We start from the raw sequence: 18,657 nt of genomic DNA on the forward strand, positions 1-18,657 counted from the left end.
CGTCAGGTGGCGCGGGGGGCCTGTTCCAGGGTGGGGGTCATGTCCTGGGACTGTTCGCCGGGCTGGGCCACGAGGCGGCCCGCCTGGACGATCTGGAAGGTCACCCGGCCGTTGACGATGCGCGGGAAGCCGGCCACGGCGCCCATGTCCTGGTAGCGCCAGCTCAGGTCCGGGGTGAGGCCGCCCGTACCGACCGGCTCCGACCGGTTGAGCATCCGTCCCACTTTGCGGGCGGTGACCTCCTCGTCCGGCTTGAAGCGCTTCACGATCTCGTTCAGGACCGTGTACGCGATCCAGGTGGTCTGCGCGCCGCTGTCGTCGGGGTCGACGTGGTCGTCGCCGAAGGCGTGCTCGGAGATCACCTTCCGCATCGGCTCCCAGAGCGGGTCGGAGGACACCGGGTACCAACTCGTCAGGTACGCGCCCTCGAAGGGGCTCTCCCGGCCGCCGGTGCGGTCGACCAGGGACTGGCTGACGCTGCCCAGGACGGAGGAGATCTGCGGGTTCCTGCGCTGGGTGTCGATGCGGCGGAAGGCGTCGAAGAAGGTCTCGGTGCGCTCGCCGAGCACGGCGGTCACACAGCCCTTCTCCTTCGGGTCCTTCGCCTCCTTGGTGTCCTTGGCGTCCTTGGTCTCTTTGGTGCCCGAGGTGTTCGCGAGGGCCTCGCGCGCCTGCGCGGAGAAGTCCGCGGTGTCCTCCGCGGCGCGGATGTCGTTGGCCTCCGTCATCTTGTTGGCCTTCAGCCCGGCGTTGAGCAGGACCGGCAGGGAGTCGCCCGCGAGGGTGTCGGGGCGGACCAGGGCCACCTGGCTGCAGGCCTTGCCCAGCTGGTGGCCGGCGCCCGCGAGGAGGACCGGCTGGCCGCCGTTGACGGGGTAGGAGAGCGTGGACTGGAACTCCTCGGAGGAGACCCCGTACCCGCCGATGAACGGGATGCCCTCGGCCTCCAGCGGGGCCATGAAGGCACGGCCGTGCTGGCTGTAGGAGCCGACGACGGCGACGGCCTTCTCGGCGATCGCCTTGCGCGCGCAGTCGGCGGCGCCGGTCGGGGTGTTCTTCTCGTTGCAGGTCAGTACGCGCAGCTTGCGGCCGCCCAGGCCGCCCTTGGAGTTGGCCCACCGTTCGTAGGCCTTGGCCATGCCCGGCATGCCCGGCATGTTGGTGGCGTTCGTCTCCTCCGGCGCGAAGGTCATGACGGTGATGGTGCCCCCGGAGCCCCCCGGACCTCCGGGGACCACCCCGCACCCGGCGACGAGACAGGCACCCACTGCCGTGGCCACGAGGGTGCGGTACAAGGCTGCTGCGCGGTGCGACGTGGTCATGTCCATGCACCATTCCGCTCCGGAGGTAACTCAGGAGTGAGACGGACACAACATCGGGTGACGCCCAGGTGAATTGCGAGGGCGTCACCGGCCCGCAGGCGCTTCAAGATCGCGGACATCGGGAACGTACGATCGCGAACGTGACATTCGCCCAAGGTTCGAAGAACTCTTCCCGCCGCGGCGGCCGCTCCTCCACCATGGGCGGCATGCCCCTCAACGACATGCCGTGGTGGCGCTGGCGCAGCAACGTGCGCTCGGCGCTGCACATGCTTTCCGATCCGGCCTTCCACGAGGACACCTGGCTGGCCGGCGCCGAAGGGTACGGGGACGTCACGGACGCCGTGTACCGGCTCGTCGAGGACACCTGGCTCGACAGCTGGTCGGCCGAGAAGTACGTCGGCACGGTCCTGCGCGACTCCCAGGAGGCGGCCCTGGTCGACCTCGCCGTGCTGCGGGTGCTGCGGATCCTGCACCAGGTGGGCCCCGACGCGCCCGTCTCCGCCTACCTGGAGCACCACGCCTGGCCCGAGGCGGTACGGGCCGCGCGCGAGGCGCACGTACGGCTGGCGACGGCCGACGGGGAGGACCCGGACGTGCGGCCGAGTTCGCTGGAAGTGCTGAAGATCCTCACGCGCACGGTGTGAAAGGCTGTCGGGTCATGAGCGACCCGCAGCCCGAGGCCCAGGCCCAGCCCCCCCAGCAGTACGTCCTTACCGTGTCCTGCCCCGACAAGCAGGGCATCGTCCACGCCGTGTCGAGCTACCTCTTCATGACCGGCTGCAACATCGTGGACAGCCAGCAGTTCGGAGACCGGGAGACCGGGCTCTTCTTCATGCGGGTGCACTTCGAGGCCGAGCCCGCGGTGACGGTGGACAAGCTGCGCGCGAGCTTCGCCGCGATCGGCGACTCGTTCAAGATGGACTGGCAGATCCACCGCTCGGACGAGCGCATGCGGATCGTGCTCATGGTGTCGAAGTTCGGCCACTGCCTGAACGACCTGCTGTTCCGCTCGCGGATCGGGGCCCTGCCGGTCGAGATCGCGGCCGTGGTCTCCAACCACACCGACTTCGCGGAGCTGGTCGGCTCGTACGACGTCCCGTTCGTGCACATCCCGGTCACCAAGGACACGAAGGCGGCGGCGGAGGCCGAGCTGCTGGAGCTCGTGCGCTCCGAGAACGTCGAGCTGGTGGTGCTCGCCCGGTACATGCAGGTGCTGTCGGACACCCTCTGCAAGGAGCTGAGCGGGCGGATCATCAACATCCACCACTCGTTCCTGCCGAGCTTCAAGGGTGCGAAGCCGTACCACCAGGCGCATGCGCGCGGTGTGAAGCTGATCGGTGCGACCGCGCACTACGTGACGGCGGACCTCGACGAGGGGCCGATCATCGAGCAGGAGGTCGAGCGGGTCGGCCACGAGGTGACCCCGGACCAGCTGGTGGCGATCGGGCGCGACGTGGAGTGCCAGGCGCTGGCGCGGGCCGTGAAGTGGCACAGCGAGCACCGTGTGCTGCTGAACGGGGCCCGGACGGTCGTCTTCGCCTGATCCCCTCCGGGGCGGCCGGCGGTGCGGGGCGGCTTCGGTGCCCCGGCGGGGCCCGCGCCGGGGCCCGCGCCGGTCCAGGGCGTCCCTAGAGGTGGCTCAGGGAGGCGGCTGCGAAGAGGACGTCGCGGATGGCTTCGCGGTCGCCGTGCTGGCCCACGGCCGCTTCCTCCGGGGAGATGTGCCCGGCGGCCAGCTGGCAGAACTCGATGCCGTCCAGGGCGATCTCCGCCACCGTCCGGTCCGGCGACGGCTTGGCCGCCGGGGAGTCCAGGGCGATGTCCCAGCCACCGCCGCCCGCGCCCTCGATCTCCAGGTGCAGGGTCCGGCCGGGCGCCCCCGCCGCGACCAGGCCCCGCGCGGGCGCCGCCAGACCCGTACGGCGCCGCTGGGCCAGTGCGCCCGGCAGGAGCCGGGCCGCCAGGTCGATCATCCCGTGCAGGTGCGGGCCGGACGGCGGCTCGTACGGGTAGTCCACCGCCTCCGCGATGTCCCAGGCGTGGACCCAGCACTCGAAGGCCCGCTCCAGGAAGGCGTCGCCGAGCGGCAGCCGGTAGCCGCCGTAGTCCACCCCGAGCTCCGCCACGCCCCGCCCGGCGAAGGACACCGTGCGCACCAGGGTGTGGCCCTGCTCCCGCCAGGGATCGCGGACGTGCCGGGTGGGCGGGTACGCCGACGCGTTCCAGTAGTGCTCCGTCCGCGCGGCCGGACCCGTGGGCGGCGCGTCCGGCCCGAGCGGGTCGTCCAGCCCCAGCGCGGTGGCGACCAGCCCGTCCACCGTCAGCAGGTGCCCGATCACCCCGGCCACCGTGGTCCGCTGCGACTGGCGCCGCTCCTCCTCGAACCACTTCAGCCGCACCGGGGTGTGCCACTCCGAGTCCCCGAAGTCCTGGAGCAGCGCATCGAGCCGCGCCGTCTCCGTGTCGTACGGGTTCGCCCACACCGGGACCGGGATGCGGGCCGGCCGCTTGCCCAGGCAGTCCTCCAGCACCCGCGACCGCAGCAGCGGCTTGAGGTCCAGGGTCTCCTCGGGGTGCAGCAGCCCGACCGCGTCGCGCAGCCGCAGCGCCTCCTCCGCGCAGGGTGCGCACTCGGTGAGGTGGTTCTCCACCGCCTGCGTCTCTTCGGCGGAGCACGCGGCCAGCGCCCACGCGCCGAGCAGGGACTTCAGCACGGCGTGCGAGGGCGGCGGCGCGGGCGGCGCCACGGGCTCCGGATCCGGCAGCAGCCGCGGTGCGCGCTGCGGGTCCAGGTCGTCGGCGGCCGCGCGCGGTCCCGGTATCCGGGCCTGGCCGCCGGGACGCTCGTATCCGTCGTCGGGAGACTGGGCGGGGCCGTTCATCGGGGCGTCCCAAATTCGCGAGGGCCGTATCCGGGCCGGGAGGTGTCCTCCTGCGGGAGGGCGTTGGCGGTCGACAGGAGCTGGAGCCCGAGCCGCAGCCGGCGGCGCGCCTCGTCCTCGCTGATCTGGAGGTCGGCGGCGGCCTGCCGGTAGTCGCGCCGCTTGAAGTAGGCCAGTTCGAGCGCGGCCCGCAGCGGCGCGGGCATGGAGGTGACGATGTAGTCCGCGCGTGCGGCGGCGTTGGCGCTGCGCACCTTCTGCTCCAGCTCCTCGCGGGAGCCGCGGCCCAGTTCGGCCTGGCGCAGCCGGGCCACGGCCTGGCCCTGGGTGATCCGGGCGACCCAGGAGCGCATGGAGCCCTGTTTGGGGTCGTAGGCGTCCGGGTTCTCCCAGATGTAGCCGAAGACCTCGCGGGTGATCCGGTCCGCGGCCTTCTCGTCGCCCAGCACCCGGTGCGCGAGGCTGTGCACGAGCGAGGCGAAGCGGTCGTACAGCTCCCCGAGCGCGGCGGCCTCGCCGCGGGCGAGCCGCTGTTGCATGCGGCGGTCCCAGCGCGGTGGTACGTCCTTAGGCATCAGTGCCCCCAGCCGTGTGTCGACGCAACGAATGTAGTGGGCACATGGGGGCAGGCGCCCGTTTTGAGAGAACCTCGTCCAGGAAAGGTGCCGTGCGTGATAGGAGCGTGGCAGGGCGTGAACAGTGGTGCGGCCACCGGTGGATGGGCACAGGTGTGCGCGCCCCGCCGCGCTCCCCGTGCGCGGGTTCGATGCGGCCACCTGCTTGACCGCTTCGCTTAACGCGCAGGCCACCGAGGCCGTACGCTCCTGCCTTGTCTTGATCTGAACCCACCGCACATGTGAAGGCGGAACGCCGAAATGGACAGCGCAGAATACGAGCGCAAGATCGCCGCCCGATTCGCCACCTTCGACCAGGACGGGTCCGGCTATATCGACCGGGAGGACTTCAGTACGGCTGCGAAGGCCGTGCTGGCCGAATTCGGCACCGCCGCCCGGTCGGACAAGGGCCAGGCCGTCTTCGCGGGCGCCGAGGCGTTCTGGCAGGGGATGGCCGGCATCGCGGACGTCGACGGGGACCAGCGGGTGTCCCGCGAGGAGTTCATCACCGGGGCGGCGAAGCGGCTGCGGGACAGCCCGGACCGGTTCGCCGAGATCGCGCGGCCGTTCCTGCGGGCCGTGATCGCGGTGGCGGACGAGGACGGGGCCGGGGCGTCGCCGCCGGCCACCGCGCGGGTCCTGCGGGTCCTGGGGACCGCGCCGGAGCTGGCCGTGCAGGTGGCGGCGGCGCTGGACACCGACGGCGACGGCCGGATCTCGGAGGAGGAGATCCTGGCGGCGTTCGCGGGCTACTGCGGGGTGGAGGCCCCGGACGCGTAGCGCCCGTTCCCGGTGCTGTGACCGGTACTAGCCCGCGGCTGCCCGGCTGTAGCGGTCGCGGAGCTGGTACTTCAGGACCTTGCGGAGGGCCTCGTTGCGGGGGAGCGCCTCCAGGAGTTCCAGCTGCTCCGGCAGTTTGTGGGTGGCCAGGCCCTGGGTGCGCAGGTACGCCGCGATCTGGGGCAGGGTCAGCGGGGCTGCTCCCGGGGGTTGTTCGACCACGGCGCAGACGCGTTCGCCGCGGTCCGCGTCCGGGAGGCCGATGACCGCGACGTCGGCGATGCCCGGGAGCTGGTGGAGCAGGTCCTCGATCTCCTTGGCGGAGATGTTCTCGCCCTTGCGGATGATGACGTCCTTGCTGCGGCCGGTGAGGACCAGGTAGCCGTCCTGCGTGAGGTGGCCTAGGTCGCCGGTGATCAGGTAGCCGTCGGCGTCGAAGACCTCCGCGGAGCGGTCCGGGTCCAGGTAGCCCCGGCAGACCGCCTCTCCGCGCAGGCGCACCTCGCCGTCGGTGTCCGGGGGCAGCGGGGTGCCGTCCGGGGCCGTGATGCGGATGGACATGCCGGCCGGGGGGCGGCCCTCGGTGGCCGCCAGGTTCTCCGCGGTGTCGTCGGGGGCGCCCATGGTGATCATCGGGACCTCGGTCATGCCGTAGCCGTGGGTCAGCTGGCAGCCCAGCTCGCGGACGACCGCGTGGTAGATCTCCGGCGGTTTGGGGGCCCCGCCGCCCGCCAGGAGGCGCAGGGTGGGGATGAGCGGGACGTCCGGGGCCTTGCGCTGCTCGGTGAGGAACATGGAGTAGAAGGCGGTCGAGCCGCCGGCCACCGTGACCCCGTGGCGGCGGTAGCCGTCCAGGGCCGCGGGCATGGCGAACTTCTCGAAGAGGACCGCGGGGAAGCCGTACAGGAGCAGCATCACCAGGTAGTCCGGGCCGCCTATGTGCGCGTACGGGAAGGCGATCGACCCCGTGTCCGACGGGGTCAGGCGCAGGGCGTGGGCGAGGCAGGAGCCGCCCGCGATCAGGGACCGGTCGGTGTGCAGGACGCCCTTGGGGTCGGAGGTCGTGCCGGAGGTCCAGTAGATCCACCGGACGTCGGTGCCGTCGGCGGGGGGCGGCGGGAGGACGGCGGGGTCGCCGTCGGGCAGGTCCTCGTAGGCCTCGAAGACCCCGCGCGCGCCGAGGCGGGCGGCCATCGCGGTGTGGTCGTGGCCCCGCCAGACGCCGGGTACGGCGAAGAACTCGGCCTTGGACTCGCGCAGCGCGAAGCCGACCTCCCGGTCCCGGTAGAAGGGGATGACGGGGGACTGGACGGCGCCGATGCGGGCCAGGGCGGCTGAGAGCAGCACCGTCTCGATGCGGGTGGGCAGCTGCCAGGCGACGACCGTGCCGGGGCGCACGCCCGTGCCGTACAGGCCCGCGGCGACGCGTTCGGCGCGGTCGTGGAGTGCGCCGAAGGTCAGGCGGCGGTCGGCGGACGGGTCCGCCGGGGGCTCGTCGGCGGCCTCGATGAGGACGGTGGCGTCCGGGGTCAGCGCGGCGCGGCGGGCGATCAGTTCCCACAGGGTCGCGGACCGGCTCAGTTCCGTGGCGGTGTCCGTCATCCCGGACCTCCCGTTGGCCGAAGTAGCTGACGGATAGTCAGATCAAGCGGAGAGCGTAGGGCGCCGACGCTTGCCGGTCCAGAGGTGGCGGGGCTAGCTTGTTTCTGACGATCCATCAGATTGAGGAGACGGTCATGGAACTGGATTTGCCTCGGATCATCAGCGTCGACGACCACGTGATCGAGCCCGCCCACCTCTTCGACGTCTGGCTGCCGGCCAAGTACCGCGACCGCGGACCCAAGCCCCTCACCGCGGGCATCGGCGAGCTGGCGTACACGGGCGGCAAGTACGTGATCACCATGGACCCCGACGGCCCGCCCACCGACTGGTGGATCTACGAGGACCTGAAGTTCCCGTACAAGCGCAACATCGCCGCCGTCGGCTTCGACCGGGACGACATGACCCTGGAGGGGATCACCCGCGAGGAGATGCGCCGCGGCTGCTGGGACCCCAAGGCACGGCTGCTCGACATGGACCTCAACCACGTCGAGGCGTCCCTGTGCTTCCCGACCTTCCCGCGCTTCTGCGGCCAGACCTTCGCCGAGGCCCACGACAAGGAAGTGGCGCTCGCCTGCGTGCGCGCCTACAACGACTGGATGGTCGAGGAGTGGTGCGGCGACAGCGGCGGCCGGCTCATCCCGCTGTGCATCATCCCCCTGTGGGACATCGACCTCGCCGTCGCCGAGATCCGGCGCAACGCGGCCCGCGGGGTCCGCGCGGTCACCTTCTCCGAGATCCCGACCTACCTCGGACTGCCGTCCATCCACTCCGGCTACTGGGACCCCTTCTTCGCCGTCTGCCAGGAGACCGGCACGGTGGTCAACATGCACATCGGGTCCAGCTCGCAGATGCCCGCGGCCTCCCCCGACGCACCGCCCGCGGTCCAGGCCGCGCTCAGCTTCAACAACGCCATGGCCTCGATGATGGACTTCCTCTTCAGCGGGGTCCTGGTGAAGTTCCCGACGCTCAAGCTCGCCTACAGCGAGGGCCAGATGGGCTGGATCCCGTACGCCCTCGAACGCGCCGACGACGTGTGGCGCGAGCACCGCGCCTGGGGCGGGGTCAAGGACCTGATCCCCGAGCCGCCGTCCACCTACTACTACCGGCAGATGTTCTGCTGCTTCTTCCGCGACAAGCACGGGATCGCCTCGCTCGACGTGGTGGGCCGCGACAACGCCACCTTCGAGACCGACTACCCGCACGTGGACTCGACCTTCCCGCACACCAAGGAGGTCGCCCTCGACCACGTGAAGGGCCTCGACGAGGAGACCGTCTACAAACTGATGCGCGGCAACGCCATCCGCATGCTCGGCCTGGACCTGACCTGATGGACCTGACGTACACGCAGGAGGAACGGGAGTTCCGCGCCCGCCTGCGCGAGTGGCTCGCCAAGGCCCTGCCCGAGCTGCCCGCCAGGCCCTCACCGGACGACTGGCCGGGGCGGCGGGCCTACGACCTCGGCTGGCAGCGCAGGCTGTACGAGGCCGGGTACGCGGGCCTGCACTGGCCCGTGGACGCCGGCGGGCGCGGAGCCACCCCGACCCAGCACCTGATCTTCCTGGAGGAGACCGAGCGCGCGGGTGCCCCGTACGTCGGTGCGAACTTCGTCGGCCTGCTGCACGCCGGGCCGACCGTCGCCGCCGAGGGCACGGCCGAGCAGCGCTCGCGCTGGCTGCCGCCGGTGCTGCGCGGCGACGAGGTGTGGTGCCAGGGCTTCAGCGAACCGGACGCGGGCTCCGACCTGGCCGCCCTGCGCACCCGGGCGGTGCGCGACGGCGACGAGTACGTGATCACCGGGTCGAAGATCTGGACCTCGCACGCCGAGGTCGCCGACTGGTGCGAACTGCTGGTCCGCACGGACCCCGACGCGCCCAAGCACCGGGGCATCAGCTGGCTGGCCATGCGGATGGACGCGCCGGGCGTGACGGTCCGGCCGCTGCGCACGCTCGCCGGGTCCACCGAGTTCGCGCAGGTGTTCCTCGACGGGGTACGGGTCCCGGTCGCCGACCGGGTCGGCGCGGAGAACGACGGCTGGCGGGTCACCATGGTCACCCTGTCCTTCGAACGGGGCACCGCCTTCGTCGGGGAGGTCGTGGCCTGCCGCCGCACCCTGGCCGCCCTCGCCCGCCGGGCCAGGGCCAACGGCCGCTGGGACGACCCGGTGCTGCGGCGCAGGCTCGGGCGGCTGTACGGGGAGTTCGGCGCGCTGTGGCGCCTGACGCAGTGGAACGTCAGCGAGGCGGAGAGCTCGGGCGGGGTCCCGGGCACCGGCGGATCCGTCTTCAAGCTGGCCTACTCGCACGCCCGCCAGGAGCTCTACGACACGGCCGCGGAGGTCCTGGGACCCGAGTCCCTCTCGCTGGAGGAGGAGTGGGCGCTGGAGCGCCTGTCCTCGCTCTCGTACACCATCGCGGCGGGCACCTCGCAGATCCAGCAGAACATCGTCGCCGAGCGCATCCTCGGCCTCCCGAAGGGCCGGTGAGGGGCGTGCACTTCCAGCCGACCGAGGAGCAGCGGGACCTGCGGGCGGGCGTACGGGACCTGCTGGCGGGCCGGTACGGGCGCGAGGCCCTGCGGGCGTCGGTGGACCGGGCGTCGGTGGACACCGGGACCGCGGTCGACCGCACCCTGTGGCGGGAACTCGGCGCGGCGGGCTTCTTCGCGCTGCGGCTGCCCGAGTCCGCCGGGGGAGTGGGGCTCGGCCTCCCGGAGGCGGTGCTCGTCTTCGAGGAGGCCGGACGGGCGCTGGTACCGGGGCCGCTGGTGGCCACGCACCTGGCCGCCGGGGTGGTGCCGGGGGCCGCCGAGGGGACCGCCGTGGTGACGGCCTTCGACCTCGGGGGCCCGCTGGTGGCGTACCTGGGGGAGGCGGACGCGGTGCTGGGCGCCGGGGCGCTCCCGCCCGGGGAGCCGGTGCGTTCGGCGGACCCGCTGACACCGCTGCACCGGGTGTCCGCGTACGGGGACTGCGCGGCGTACCGGGAGACCGGCGCGCTGCTGACGGCGGCGCTCCAGCTCGGCAGTGCACTGCGGACGGTGGAGCTGGCGGTGGGCTACGCCCGCGAGCGCGAGCAGTTCGGGCAGCCGATCGGAGCCTTCCAGGCGGTCAAGCACCTGTGCGCGCAGATGCTGGTGCGGGCCGAGGTGGCCCGTACGGCGGTCTACGCGGCCGCCGTGACCGGGGACGCGGGTGAGGGGGCGGGGGCCAAGCTGCTGGCCGACGAGGCGGCCGTGCGCAATGCCCGGGACTGTCTCCAGGTGCACGGCGGGATGGGCTTCACCTGGGAGGCCGATGTGCACCTGCACCTCAAACGGGCCTGGGTGCGGGCCGGGCAGTGGCGGACCGGGGCGGAGGCGGAGGAACTGCTGGCGGCGGAACTGCTGGACGCGGCGGAGGCCGGGGAGACGGCGGACACCGGGCGGTAGCGGGCGGTGACGCAGAGGTACGGGAGGGCACGGGAGTGACGCCGCGGGACGCATGTCCGATTACAGAGAGTTGATATCGGTTTGTGTCCTTCGTCCGCCGCATTACGGACCGGAGGCGGGGGCCAGCTCCGGTACGCTCCCACGAATGCGAGCGGTTGAGCGGCGCAGGCGTCGCACAGTATGCACCACGCCCAGTCCTTCGCGCGCGAATATGCCCGAAGCGCTTGTTGTCGTGACTGTATGTCAACGATGCTGCTCCGCAAGGGGATCACACTGGGTGATCCCATCCTGTCGCGAGGCGAAGTGTCCGCCGGTTCGGATGGTGTGAGCGGTGCAGGTGCTTCAGGTTCAGCTGGAGGTAGGGCCGGATCCCGCCGAGGTCGGCCGGGCCCGCCGGTGGGCGCGGTCCAGGCTCGCGGGGTCGGGCATAGGGGACGACGAGCCGCTCGCTGAGACGCTGATCCTGCTGATCTCGGAGCTGGTCACCAATGCGGTCGTGCACACGGGCTGTCCGGCCGTGCTGAGGATGTTGTTCGGGGAGCCGGGCGTACGGGTCGAGGTCGCCGACGCCAGTGACCGGGCACCGGCTCGCAGGCAGGCCGCCGGGGACGACACGGGCGGCCGCGGCCTGGAGCTGGTGGACGGCCTGGCGGACCGCTGGGGCTGGCAGCGCGAGGGCGCGGGCAAGCGGATCTGGTGCGAGATCGACCGGGCCGAGAAGACGGCGTCGGACTGCGCCGGCGACGGGCCCGAGACGGTGCCGGAACAATACGGCCCGGTGCGGGAACCGCGCGTGTACCTCTAACGAGGTGTTGACGCATCGTCACCTATTGATCACCCTGGTGTGGAGCGATTCGACGCGAGGGGACGCCAAGGACAGGCCTTGACGAGTGCGGGTCGCGGGGTGGCGGCCGCCGTGCCGCGCTCGGGGCGTGCATGCGCGCCGCCGCCACCCGCAAGCCTCTGCGGGCCCTGGGGCCCGCAGGCCGCAGGGCCTTGGGCCGTGTGGACGTCCCGGCGTCGTCAGCAGCCGCCGGTGCCGGGTGGGGAAGGCCGGCACCGGCGGGGTGGGTCAGGCGACCGGCTGGCCCGTGAGGAGGCCGAGGAGGTGGTCCGACTCGGTGCGCCAGATGCGGTGGACGTTCATCCGCGTCGGGTTCTGCTGGCCCGGGAGCTGCATCCGGAAGTTGCTCCACACGGTGTTGCGATTGACCTCCGAGATGATGCCCGCCGCCTGGTCGGCGGGGATCGCGAAGGCTATCTCCTGCGGGCGGTTGCTCATCCGGCTCGCCTTGTGCACCACCACGGCCTGTTCGGTCACGGTGATGAAGTAGTAGGTGAGGAACGCCTGGCCGATCAGGCCGAGCATGCTCATCAGCCAGACGCTGGGACCGGCGACGGCCTGGATGGTGACGAGGGGGCGGTCGGCAGGGTTGGCCTGGGTGATGGCTTCTGCGACCTGCTGCTGGATCGTGGCCTTCTTGATGGCCATGGGGGACTCCTGAGCGGGGGGAACGCGGCCCCCGGCGGTCGGGGGCAACGCAGGGTACCGGGACCCGGAACGGGCCGGTGGGGAGGGGGCGCGGGGCGCGGCTTACGCCTTGCCGCCGCAGATCACGTCGTAGGGGCGGCCGACGGCCATGGTCAGCTGCATGGGCTCGGTGGTGCCCGACGGGCACTCGTTCTTCGTCTTCACGAGGCCGAGCACCTTGAAGGTGCCCGCGCCGCCCGTGGCGCAGGCGACCTCCTGGGCCTGGTCGGTGACGCAGTCGCCCTTCACCAGCTGGCCGCCGCCGGCACCCGCGTCGCCGGGGTGGTCCTCGGACAGGTTGCGGCCGCAGACGGTGTTGGTGGGGATCCCGCTCTTCTTGCCGCCGCCGTAGGAGATGCTGACCTCGATCATGAGGTCGGTGCCGGGCGGGCACTGGATGGACCCCGGCAGGATGCTGGCGTCCTTGATGTCGATGGCCTTGAAGGTGGCGCCGGAGGCGGAGCAGCTCTGCGGGCGGAACCCGTCGGGCTTGTTGTCCGGGTCCGGGCCGCCGCAGTCGCCGACCTTCCACGAACTGGAGGTGTCCGAGGAGGACTCGGGGGAGCCGGGGTCGGCGGCCGAGGGCTTGGCGGACGGGGACGCCGTGGGGGAGGAGGACTTCGAGGACTTGCCGTCGTCGCCGAGCCACTGCGAGACGCCGTAGATGCCGCCGACGACCAGGGCGACGGTCAGGAAGCCGGCCAGGCCGCCGCCGGAGCGCCGCCTGGGGGGCTGGGGCTGGGGCTGCGGCGGCGGCGGTGGCGATACCGCGTAGGGGTTGGACATGCGCTCCTCCTGGGGGGCGGCTGGTGGGGACGGGGGTGTGACGCGCCGACAGTGACGCGTCATGGACACCTCATGGTTCCACGGCCGGTCCGACTCTTTTCAGCCACCCGGACCCCAGGCTTTCGGTCATCCTCCCGCCGGCGCCCGCGGGGTCACAGGACGGCCACGGGAGCCACCGGGGTGCCCACGCCGCCGACGAAGGGTTCGGGCATCGCGGAGAGCAGGAAGGAGTAGCGGCGCTCTTCTGCACAGGCTGTGGACAACTTTTCGAGATTCCAGTTCTGGCCCTGGTGCATGCCCATCTCGACCAGGTCGAGGGCGTGCACCGGCAGCCACAGATCCTCGATCTCCGGCGGGAAGATCTCGAAGGTGAGGGTGTCGTTGGCGACCGCCGCCACGTCCCGGGCGTGGAACCACTGCGGGGTGCGGACGGACAGCCCGGGGGACGGGAAGCCGTAGCCGTGCTTGTCGCCCGCCAGGTAGACCTGGACCTGGCCCGTGCGGACCAGGACGACGTCGCCCGGACGGACCGTCACCCCGCCGAACTCCTCGGCCTCGGCGAGGTCTTCCGGGGTCACCGCGTGGCCGCCCGCCAGCCGGTCCAGGCCCTTGGCCCGCGCCACGTCGAGCAGCACCCCGCGCGAGACGATGTGCCCCGCCTTGTCGATGCCGCTGTACTCGGCCCGGGAGTGCGCGGTGATCGAGGAGGCCGGACGGCCGTTGTAGATCTTCCCCGAGTGCGAGACGTGGGTGAGGGCGTCCCAGTGGGTGCCCGACTGGAGGCCCATGGTCACCGCGTCGTCGCTGCACGCCACGGTGCCCGGGCCGAAGAGCTCCTGGTTGATCTGCACCATCGTGTGCAGGGGGTTGATCCGGCCGGGGATCAGGCCGGCCTGCACGCCGTCCTCCTTCAGCGGGAGGGCGAGGGGGATCCGGCGGCCGGTGCGGACCTCCCCCGCCGCCGCCCGAACGACCTCGTCGGTGATCAGGTTCAGGGTGCCGATCTCGTCGTCGGCGCCCCAGCGTCCCCAGTTGTTGACGCGCTTGGCGATGTCGTGGAACTCGTCGGGCAGGGCCATGGGTCCTCGGCTCCTCGTGAATGCGGACGGCAACTAGGGCTTGTGCGACTGCATCTGACTGGTCATAGAATCTAACGGTCCGTCAGAAAACGCGGGAAGGGGCCGGACGTGGGGAACTTCTTGGCAGGCAAGGTCGTCGCCGTCACCGGCGCCGGCCGGGGCATCGGGCGGGCCGTGGCACTCGCCGCGGCCGCCGAGGGCGCCAAGGTCGTCGTCAACGACTACGGGGTGGGCATCGAGGGCGGCGAGCCGACGAGCGAGATCGCCGACGGCGTGGTGAAGGAGATCCAGGCCGCGGGCGGAGAGGCCGTCGCCGTCGCGGACGACATCTCCACCATGGCGGGCGGCCAGCGCATCGTCGACACGGCCCTCGCCCGGTACGGGCGCATCGACGGCGTCGTGTGCGTGGCCGGCATCCTGCGCGAGCGGATGCTCTTCAACATGTCCGAGGCGGAGTGGGACCCCGTCGTCGCCACCCACCTCAAGGGCACCTTCACCGTCTTCCGGGCCGCCTCCGCCGTGATGCGCCGCCAGGGCGGCGGCACGCTGATCGGCTTCACCAGCGGCAACCACCAGGGCTCCGTCGCCCAGGCCAACTACAGCGCCGCCAAGGGCGGGATCATCTCCCTCGTGCGCTCCGCCGCCCTGGGCCTGGCCAAGTACGGGGTCACCGCCAACGCCGTCGCACCCGTCGCCCGTACCCGCATGTCCGCGAACGTCCCCATGGAGCTCAAGGAGATCGGCGAGCCCGAGGACGTCGCCGCCCTGGTCACCTACCTGCTCAGTGACAGGGCCGTGGCCGTCGGCGGCGAGCGGATCACCGGGCAGGTCTACACGATCGCCGGACCCAAGATCGCCGTCTGGGCCCAGCCGCGCGAACTGCGCGCCGGGTACGCCGAAGGGTCCTGGACGCCGGAGAAGATCGCCGACTTCCTGCCCGGGACGGTCGGCACCGACCCGATGCCGATGCTCGCGCAGCTGGAAGCCATGGCCAAGGCGGCAGCCGCCAAGGACCGCCCCAACGCGTAGCGCCCGACCGGACCGGACCAGGAGGAACGGCGTGGACTTCAGCTTCGGGGCCGAGGACGAGGAGCTGCGCGGCCGGGCCCGCACGTGGCTCACGGAGCACCTCGTGGGCCCGTACGCGCAGGCCGTCGGAGTCGGCGGGCCGGGCAGCGAACACCAGGAGGTGGCGGCGCGGCGCGCCTGGGAACGGGAACTGGGCCGCGGCGGCTGGATCGGCCAGGGCTGGGAGGCCCCGGGCGGCGCCTACGGGCAGCAGCGGCTGTCCCTGACCGGGCAGGTCGTGTGGGCCGAGGAGTACGCGGCGCTGCGCGCACCCGGCCGGGTCGGCCACATCGGCGAGAACCTCCTCGCGCCCACCCTGATCGCGTACGGCAGCCGGGAGCAGCAGGACCGCTTCCTGCCCGGCATCGCGCGCGGCGAGGAACTGTGGTGCCAGGGCTACAGCGAGCCGGGCGCCGGCTCCGACCTCGCGGGCATCCGCACCGCGGCCGTCCGGGACCCGGCCGACGGGCTGTTCCGGGTCACCGGGCAGAAGATATGGACCTCCCTGGCCCAGGACGCCGACTGGTGCTTCGTCCTCGCCCGCACCGCCCCGGGGTCCCGGCGCCACCGGGGCCTGTCCTTCCTGCTCGTCCGGATGGACCAGCCGGGCCGCGTCGAGGTCCGGCCGATCCGGCAGATGTCGGGCACCTCGGAGTTCAACGAGGTGTTCTTCGACGGGGCGGTGGCGGCCGAGGCCGTCGGCGCCGAGGGGGAGGGCTGGACCGTGGCCATGGGGCTGCTCGCCCTGGAACGGGGCGTCTCCACGCTCGTCCAGCAGATCGGCTTCGCCGCCGAGCTGGACCGGGTGCTGGCCGCCTTCGCGGGCTCCGCCCGGGCCGCGGACCCGGTCCTGCGCGCACGCCTCGTAGGGCAGTGGGCCGAACTGCGCACCATGCGGTGGAACGCCCTGCGCACCCTGGGCGCCGAGGGCGGCCCGGGGGCGCCGAGCGTGGCGAAGCTGCTGTGGGGCGGCTGGCACCGGCGGCTCGGCGAGCTGGCGGTGGAGGTCCGCGGGGCGGCGGCGACGGCCGGAGCGGCCGACTGGGCCCCGGAGCTGCCGTACGAGCTCGGACTCGACGAGGAGCAGCGCCTGTTCCTGTTCACCCGCGCCGACACCATCTACGGCGGCTCGGACGAGATCCAGCGCAACATCATCGCCGAGCGCGTGCTCGGCCTGCCTAAGGAGTCCAGGTGAGAGGCGTCGTGTTCGACGGCAAGCAGGCCCAGGTGGTCGACGACCTGGACATCCGGGAACCGGGGCCGGGGGAGGTGCTGGTGGCCGTCAGGGCGGCCGGGCTGTGCCACAGCGACCTGTCGGTGATCGACGGGACGATCCCGTTCCCGCCGCCGGTGGTGCTGGGGCACGAGGGGGCGGGGGTGGTGGAGGCCGTGGGCGCGGGCGTCACGCACGTGGTGCCCGGCGACCACGTGTCCTTGTCCACCCTCGCCAACTGCGGGGCGTGCGCCGACTGCGACCGGGGCCGGCCGACGATGTGCCGCAAGGCGATCGGCATGCCGGGGCAGCCCTTCTCAAGGGGCGGGAAGCCGCTGTTCCAGTTCGCCTCCAACTCCGCCTTCGCGGAGCGCACGATCGTCCGGGCCGTGCAGGCGGTGAAGATCCCCGAGGACATCCCCTTCACCTCGGCGGCGCTGATCGGCTGCGGGGTGCTGACCGGGGTGGGGGCGGTGCTGAACCGGGCGAAGGTGGACCGCGGCGAGTCCGTGGTCGTCATCGGCTCCGGCGGCATCGGGCTGAACGTGCTCCAGGGGGCCCGGATCGCGGGAGCCTCCACGATCGTGGCGGTCGACGCGAACCCGGCGAAGGAGGCGGTGGCCCGGCAGTTCGGGGCCACGCACTTCATCGACGCCTCCGCCACCGCGGACTCCTCGGCCGCGGTCCGGGAGATCCTGCCGACCGGCGCCGACCACGCCTTCGAGTGCGTGGGCAGCGTCAAGCTGATCCGCCAGGCCGTCGACCTGCTGGACCGCCACGGGCAGGCGGTCCTGCTCGGGGTGCCCGGGTTCAAGGAGGAGGCGTCCTTCCTCGTCTCGTCCCTCTACCTGGACAAGACGATCATGGGCTGCCGGTACGGGTCCTCGCGCCCGCAGCGGGACATCGCCCTGTACGCGGACCTCTACCGGCAGGGCAGGCTGCTGCTGGACGAACTGGTCACGGAGGTCTACCCGGTCGAGGACTTCGCCAAGGCGGCCGACGACGCCCACCACGGGCGGGTGGCCCGCGGGGTGCTGACCTTCTGACCGCGTCCGCGCGCGGGGCCCCGCCGGCCGGTCCGGCGGGGCCCCGCGCGCGAGGACACCGGCGCGGTGGGACCGTACGAAGATCCGACCGGGTCACTTACGATCACGCCTCATGGCTTCAGTGACCACAGTGATCGTGACCGTCGCCCTGGCCTTCCTGGGCTACCTGGCGACCTATGTGAACGGTCTGCGCCTGGCGCAGCGACAGGCCCGCCTGGCGCGCGTCGGCCAGCAGCTCAGCGAGTTCTACGGTCCGCTGTTCGCGCTCACGGAGACCAACAGCCGTACGTTCGAGGCGTTCACGCGCGCGTACGCACGGCCCGACGGCAGCGACCCCTTCAGTCCCGGGGTGACGGCCACCGAGGAAGAGCTCGCGCAGTGGCGGACCTGGGCCACGAACGTGTTCGTGCCGAACGTCCGGGCCATGCGCGACGTGGTGGTCCGCAAGGCGGACCTGCTCGTCGAGGAGGAGGTGCCGCAGGTGCTGCTCCGGCTCTGCGCGCACGTCGCGGGCTACGAGATCACCCTCGCGCGGTGGGCGGAGGGCGACCACGAGGAGAGCTGGTCGCTGGCCCCCTACCCGGGCCGGGAGCTGGAGGACTACGCGCGGGAGGCCTTCGCCCGGCTGAAGGCCGAGCAGTCCCGGCTGCTGGGGCGCCGCGTCAGTCGCTGAAGCGGCCGAAGCGGCCCTTGTGGAAGAGCAGCGGATCGCCCTCGCCGACCGCGCCCATGGCCTCGATCCGGCCCACCACGATGAGGTGGTCCCCGCCCGTGTGGACCGCGTGGATGCGGCAGTCGATCCAGGCGGGCACGGCCTCCAGCAGGGGCGAGCCGGTGACGGGCGCCGGGCGGTGGACGACCCCGGCGAACTTGTCCGCGCCGCTGACGGCGAAGGACCGGCACAGCGCGCCCTGTTCGGCGCCGAGGATGTTGACGCAGAACACCCCGGCGCGGGCGATCTTCGGCCAGGTGGTCGACGTACGGGCCACCATGAAGGTGACCAGCGGCGGGTCCAGGGACAGGGAGGCGAAGGACTGGCAGGCGAAGCCGGCCGGCCCTTCCCCGTCTGCGCCGGGCGGTGCGGTGATGACGGTGACCCCGCTGGCGAAGTTGCCGAGGACCGCCCGGAATTCGGCGGCGTCGACCGGCGCCCGTTCGTCCTCGCGGACGGCCCGCAGGTCCGGGCGCGGCAGGGCGTCCGCCGCGCCCACGGATTCCGGCTCCCGTCCGGCGGAGGTGGGGGAGCCCACTGATCTGAGGTATCGGACGACGGTGGCCGCCATCCCTGCATGTCCCATCACACCGTCG

The 18,657-nt window shown here is 72.3% G+C and carries 19 protein-coding genes; 11 read left to right on the plus strand and 8 right to left on the minus strand.

All coding sequences use genetic code 11. The features are described 5' to 3' along the window. Positions 1-2: 2 nt before the first annotated feature. On the minus strand, positions 3-1,322 hold the full coding sequence (locus IO30_RS0122655; protein WP_031145543.1) for an ABC transporter substrate-binding protein: 1,320 nt from the start codon (positions 1,320-1,322) through the stop codon (positions 3-5). A 197-nt stretch (positions 1,323-1,519) separates the two neighbouring features. Between IO30_RS0122655 and IO30_RS0122660 the strand changes: the two genes are divergently transcribed. Further along, positions 1,520-1,966 (plus strand): SCO4402 family protein, encoded by a 447-nt coding sequence (locus IO30_RS0122660; RefSeq protein WP_031145545.1) that lies wholly within the window; start codon positions 1,520-1,522, stop codon positions 1,964-1,966. 14 nt (positions 1,967-1,980) lie between these two features. Next, the gene (gene purU / locus IO30_RS0122665; protein ID WP_031145546.1) at positions 1,981-2,865 is read left to right on the plus strand and encodes a formyltetrahydrofolate deformylase; all 885 of its coding nucleotides are present in this window, start codon (positions 1,981-1,983) and stop codon (positions 2,863-2,865) included. 85 nt (positions 2,866-2,950) lie between these two features. Here the strand turns inward: purU and IO30_RS0122670 are convergent, their stop codons facing one another. Together IO30_RS0122670 and IO30_RS0122675 are read right to left on the minus strand one after the other, a co-directional pair. Continuing rightward, positions 2,951-4,204 (minus strand): maleylpyruvate isomerase N-terminal domain-containing protein, encoded by a 1,254-nt coding sequence (locus IO30_RS0122670; protein WP_031145547.1) that lies wholly within the window; start codon positions 4,202-4,204, stop codon positions 2,951-2,953. Further along, a complete protein-coding gene (locus tag IO30_RS0122675; RefSeq protein WP_031145548.1) occupies positions 4,201-4,779 on the minus strand; it encodes a sigma-70 family RNA polymerase sigma factor in 579 nt (192 codons plus the stop codon). The genes IO30_RS0122670 and IO30_RS0122675 overlap by 4 nt, the downstream gene beginning before the upstream one ends. Positions 4,780-5,079: 300 nt before the next feature. Between IO30_RS0122675 and IO30_RS0122680 the strand changes: the two genes are divergently transcribed. After that, entirely contained in the window at positions 5,080-5,598 is a 519-nt protein-coding gene (locus IO30_RS0122680; RefSeq protein ID WP_031145550.1) for an EF-hand domain-containing protein, read from the plus strand. A gap of 27 nt (positions 5,599-5,625) precedes the next feature. On the opposite strand, the gene IO30_RS0122685 is transcribed toward IO30_RS0122680, so the two are convergent. Continuing rightward, positions 5,626-7,200, minus strand: a complete 1,575-nt coding sequence (locus IO30_RS0122685; protein WP_031145552.1) for a class I adenylate-forming enzyme family protein — start codon at positions 7,198-7,200, stop codon at positions 5,626-5,628. 134 nt (positions 7,201-7,334) lie between these two features. Here IO30_RS0122685 and IO30_RS0122690 point away from each other — a divergent pair, with 134 nt between their 5' ends. From IO30_RS0122690 to IO30_RS0122705, 4 genes are all read left to right on the plus strand, one after another. After that, positions 7,335-8,528 (plus strand): amidohydrolase family protein, encoded by a 1,194-nt coding sequence (locus tag IO30_RS0122690; protein ID WP_031145554.1) that lies wholly within the window; start codon positions 7,335-7,337, stop codon positions 8,526-8,528. Then, positions 8,528-9,682 (plus strand): acyl-CoA dehydrogenase, encoded by a 1,155-nt coding sequence (locus tag IO30_RS0122695; protein ID WP_031145556.1) that lies wholly within the window; start codon positions 8,528-8,530, stop codon positions 9,680-9,682. Before IO30_RS0122690 ends, IO30_RS0122695 begins: the two co-directional genes overlap by 1 nt. Positions 9,683-9,687: 5 nt before the next feature. Further along, positions 9,688-10,626, plus strand: a complete 939-nt coding sequence (locus IO30_RS0122700) for an acyl-CoA dehydrogenase family protein (protein WP_051902516.1) — start codon at positions 9,688-9,690, stop codon at positions 10,624-10,626. Between the two features lie 331 nt (positions 10,627-10,957). Then, complete coding sequence (locus IO30_RS0122705; RefSeq protein WP_031145560.1) at positions 10,958-11,431, plus strand: ATP-binding protein; 474 nt, start codon at positions 10,958-10,960, stop codon at positions 11,429-11,431. 267 nt (positions 11,432-11,698) lie between these two features. Here IO30_RS0122705 and IO30_RS0122710 read toward each other — a convergent pair whose 3' ends face one another. The 3 genes from IO30_RS0122710 to IO30_RS0122720 all read right to left on the minus strand — a co-directional run bounded on the left by IO30_RS0122710 (position 11,699) and on the right by IO30_RS0122720 (position 14,022). Next, entirely contained in the window at positions 11,699-12,118 is a 420-nt protein-coding gene (locus tag IO30_RS0122710) for a hypothetical protein (RefSeq protein WP_051859595.1), read from the minus strand. Positions 12,119-12,220: 102 nt separating this feature from the next. Further along, on the minus strand, positions 12,221-12,943 hold the full coding sequence (locus IO30_RS0122715) for a hypothetical protein (RefSeq protein WP_051902518.1): 723 nt from the start codon (positions 12,941-12,943) through the stop codon (positions 12,221-12,223). A gap of 152 nt (positions 12,944-13,095) precedes the next feature. Continuing rightward, positions 13,096-14,022, minus strand: a complete 927-nt coding sequence (locus tag IO30_RS0122720; RefSeq protein WP_031145565.1) for a cyclase family protein — start codon at positions 14,020-14,022, stop codon at positions 13,096-13,098. Positions 14,023-14,130: 108 nt separating this feature from the next. On the opposite strand from IO30_RS0122720, the gene IO30_RS0122725 reads away from it, so the two are divergent. The 4 genes from IO30_RS0122725 to IO30_RS0122740 all read left to right on the plus strand — a co-directional run bounded on the left by IO30_RS0122725 (position 14,131) and on the right by IO30_RS0122740 (position 18,022). Beyond that, positions 14,131-15,051: an SDR family NAD(P)-dependent oxidoreductase gene (locus IO30_RS0122725; RefSeq protein ID WP_031145567.1), complete on the plus strand. Its 921-nt coding sequence runs from the start codon at positions 14,131-14,133 to the stop codon at positions 15,049-15,051. Positions 15,052-15,082: 31 nt separating this feature from the next. Further along, a complete protein-coding gene (locus IO30_RS0122730; RefSeq protein WP_031145569.1) occupies positions 15,083-16,285 on the plus strand; it encodes an acyl-CoA dehydrogenase family protein in 1,203 nt (400 codons plus the stop codon). Further along, on the plus strand, positions 16,282-17,349 hold the full coding sequence (locus tag IO30_RS0122735; protein ID WP_031145571.1) for a Zn-dependent alcohol dehydrogenase: 1,068 nt from the start codon (positions 16,282-16,284) through the stop codon (positions 17,347-17,349). The genes IO30_RS0122730 and IO30_RS0122735 overlap by 4 nt, the downstream gene beginning before the upstream one ends. A gap of 121 nt (positions 17,350-17,470) precedes the next feature. After that, positions 17,471-18,022: a hypothetical protein gene (locus IO30_RS0122740; protein WP_037894866.1), complete on the plus strand. Its 552-nt coding sequence runs from the start codon at positions 17,471-17,473 to the stop codon at positions 18,020-18,022. Here the strand turns inward: IO30_RS0122740 and IO30_RS0122745 are convergent. Beyond that, on the minus strand, positions 18,012-18,632 hold the full coding sequence (locus tag IO30_RS0122745; RefSeq protein WP_031145574.1) for a flavin reductase family protein: 621 nt from the start codon (positions 18,630-18,632) through the stop codon (positions 18,012-18,014). The genes IO30_RS0122740 and IO30_RS0122745 overlap by 11 nt on opposite strands. Positions 18,633-18,657: the final 25 nt, after the last annotated feature.

This window comes from Streptomyces xanthophaeus (genome assembly GCF_000725805.1).
GTDB lineage: Bacteria > Actinomycetota > Actinomycetes > Streptomycetales > Streptomycetaceae > Streptomyces > Streptomyces xanthophaeus.

Bases quoted from the DNA above. Each gene is read 5' to 3' on its own strand.
- IO30_RS0122655 (WP_031145543.1), bottom strand. From the start codon at position 1,322: ATGACCACGTCGCACCGCGCAGCAGCCTTGTACCGCACCCTCGTGGCC.
- IO30_RS0122660 (WP_031145545.1), top strand. From the start codon at position 1,520: ATGGGCGGCATGCCCCTCAACGACATGCCGTGGTGGCGCTGGCGCAGC.
- purU (WP_031145546.1), top strand. From the start codon at position 1,981: ATGAGCGACCCGCAGCCCGAGGCCCAGGCCCAGCCCCCCCAGCAGTAC.
- IO30_RS0122670 (WP_031145547.1), bottom strand. From the start codon at position 4,204: ATGAACGGCCCCGCCCAGTCTCCCGACGACGGATACGAGCGTCCCGGC.
- IO30_RS0122675 (WP_031145548.1), bottom strand. From the start codon at position 4,779: ATGCCTAAGGACGTACCACCGCGCTGGGACCGCCGCATGCAACAGCGG.
- IO30_RS0122680 (WP_031145550.1), top strand. From the start codon at position 5,080: ATGGACAGCGCAGAATACGAGCGCAAGATCGCCGCCCGATTCGCCACC.
- IO30_RS0122685 (WP_031145552.1), bottom strand. From the start codon at position 7,200: ATGACGGACACCGCCACGGAACTGAGCCGGTCCGCGACCCTGTGGGAA.
- IO30_RS0122690 (WP_031145554.1), top strand. From the start codon at position 7,335: ATGGAACTGGATTTGCCTCGGATCATCAGCGTCGACGACCACGTGATC.
- IO30_RS0122695 (WP_031145556.1), top strand. From the start codon at position 8,528: ATGGACCTGACGTACACGCAGGAGGAACGGGAGTTCCGCGCCCGCCTG.
- IO30_RS0122710 (WP_051859595.1), bottom strand. From the start codon at position 12,118: ATGGCCATCAAGAAGGCCACGATCCAGCAGCAGGTCGCAGAAGCCATC.
- IO30_RS0122715 (WP_051902518.1), bottom strand. From the start codon at position 12,943: ATGTCCAACCCCTACGCGGTATCGCCACCGCCGCCGCCGCAGCCCCAG.
- IO30_RS0122720 (WP_031145565.1), bottom strand. From the start codon at position 14,022: ATGGCCCTGCCCGACGAGTTCCACGACATCGCCAAGCGCGTCAACAAC.
- IO30_RS0122745 (WP_031145574.1), bottom strand. From the start codon at position 18,632: ATGGCGGCCACCGTCGTCCGATACCTCAGATCAGTGGGCTCCCCCACC.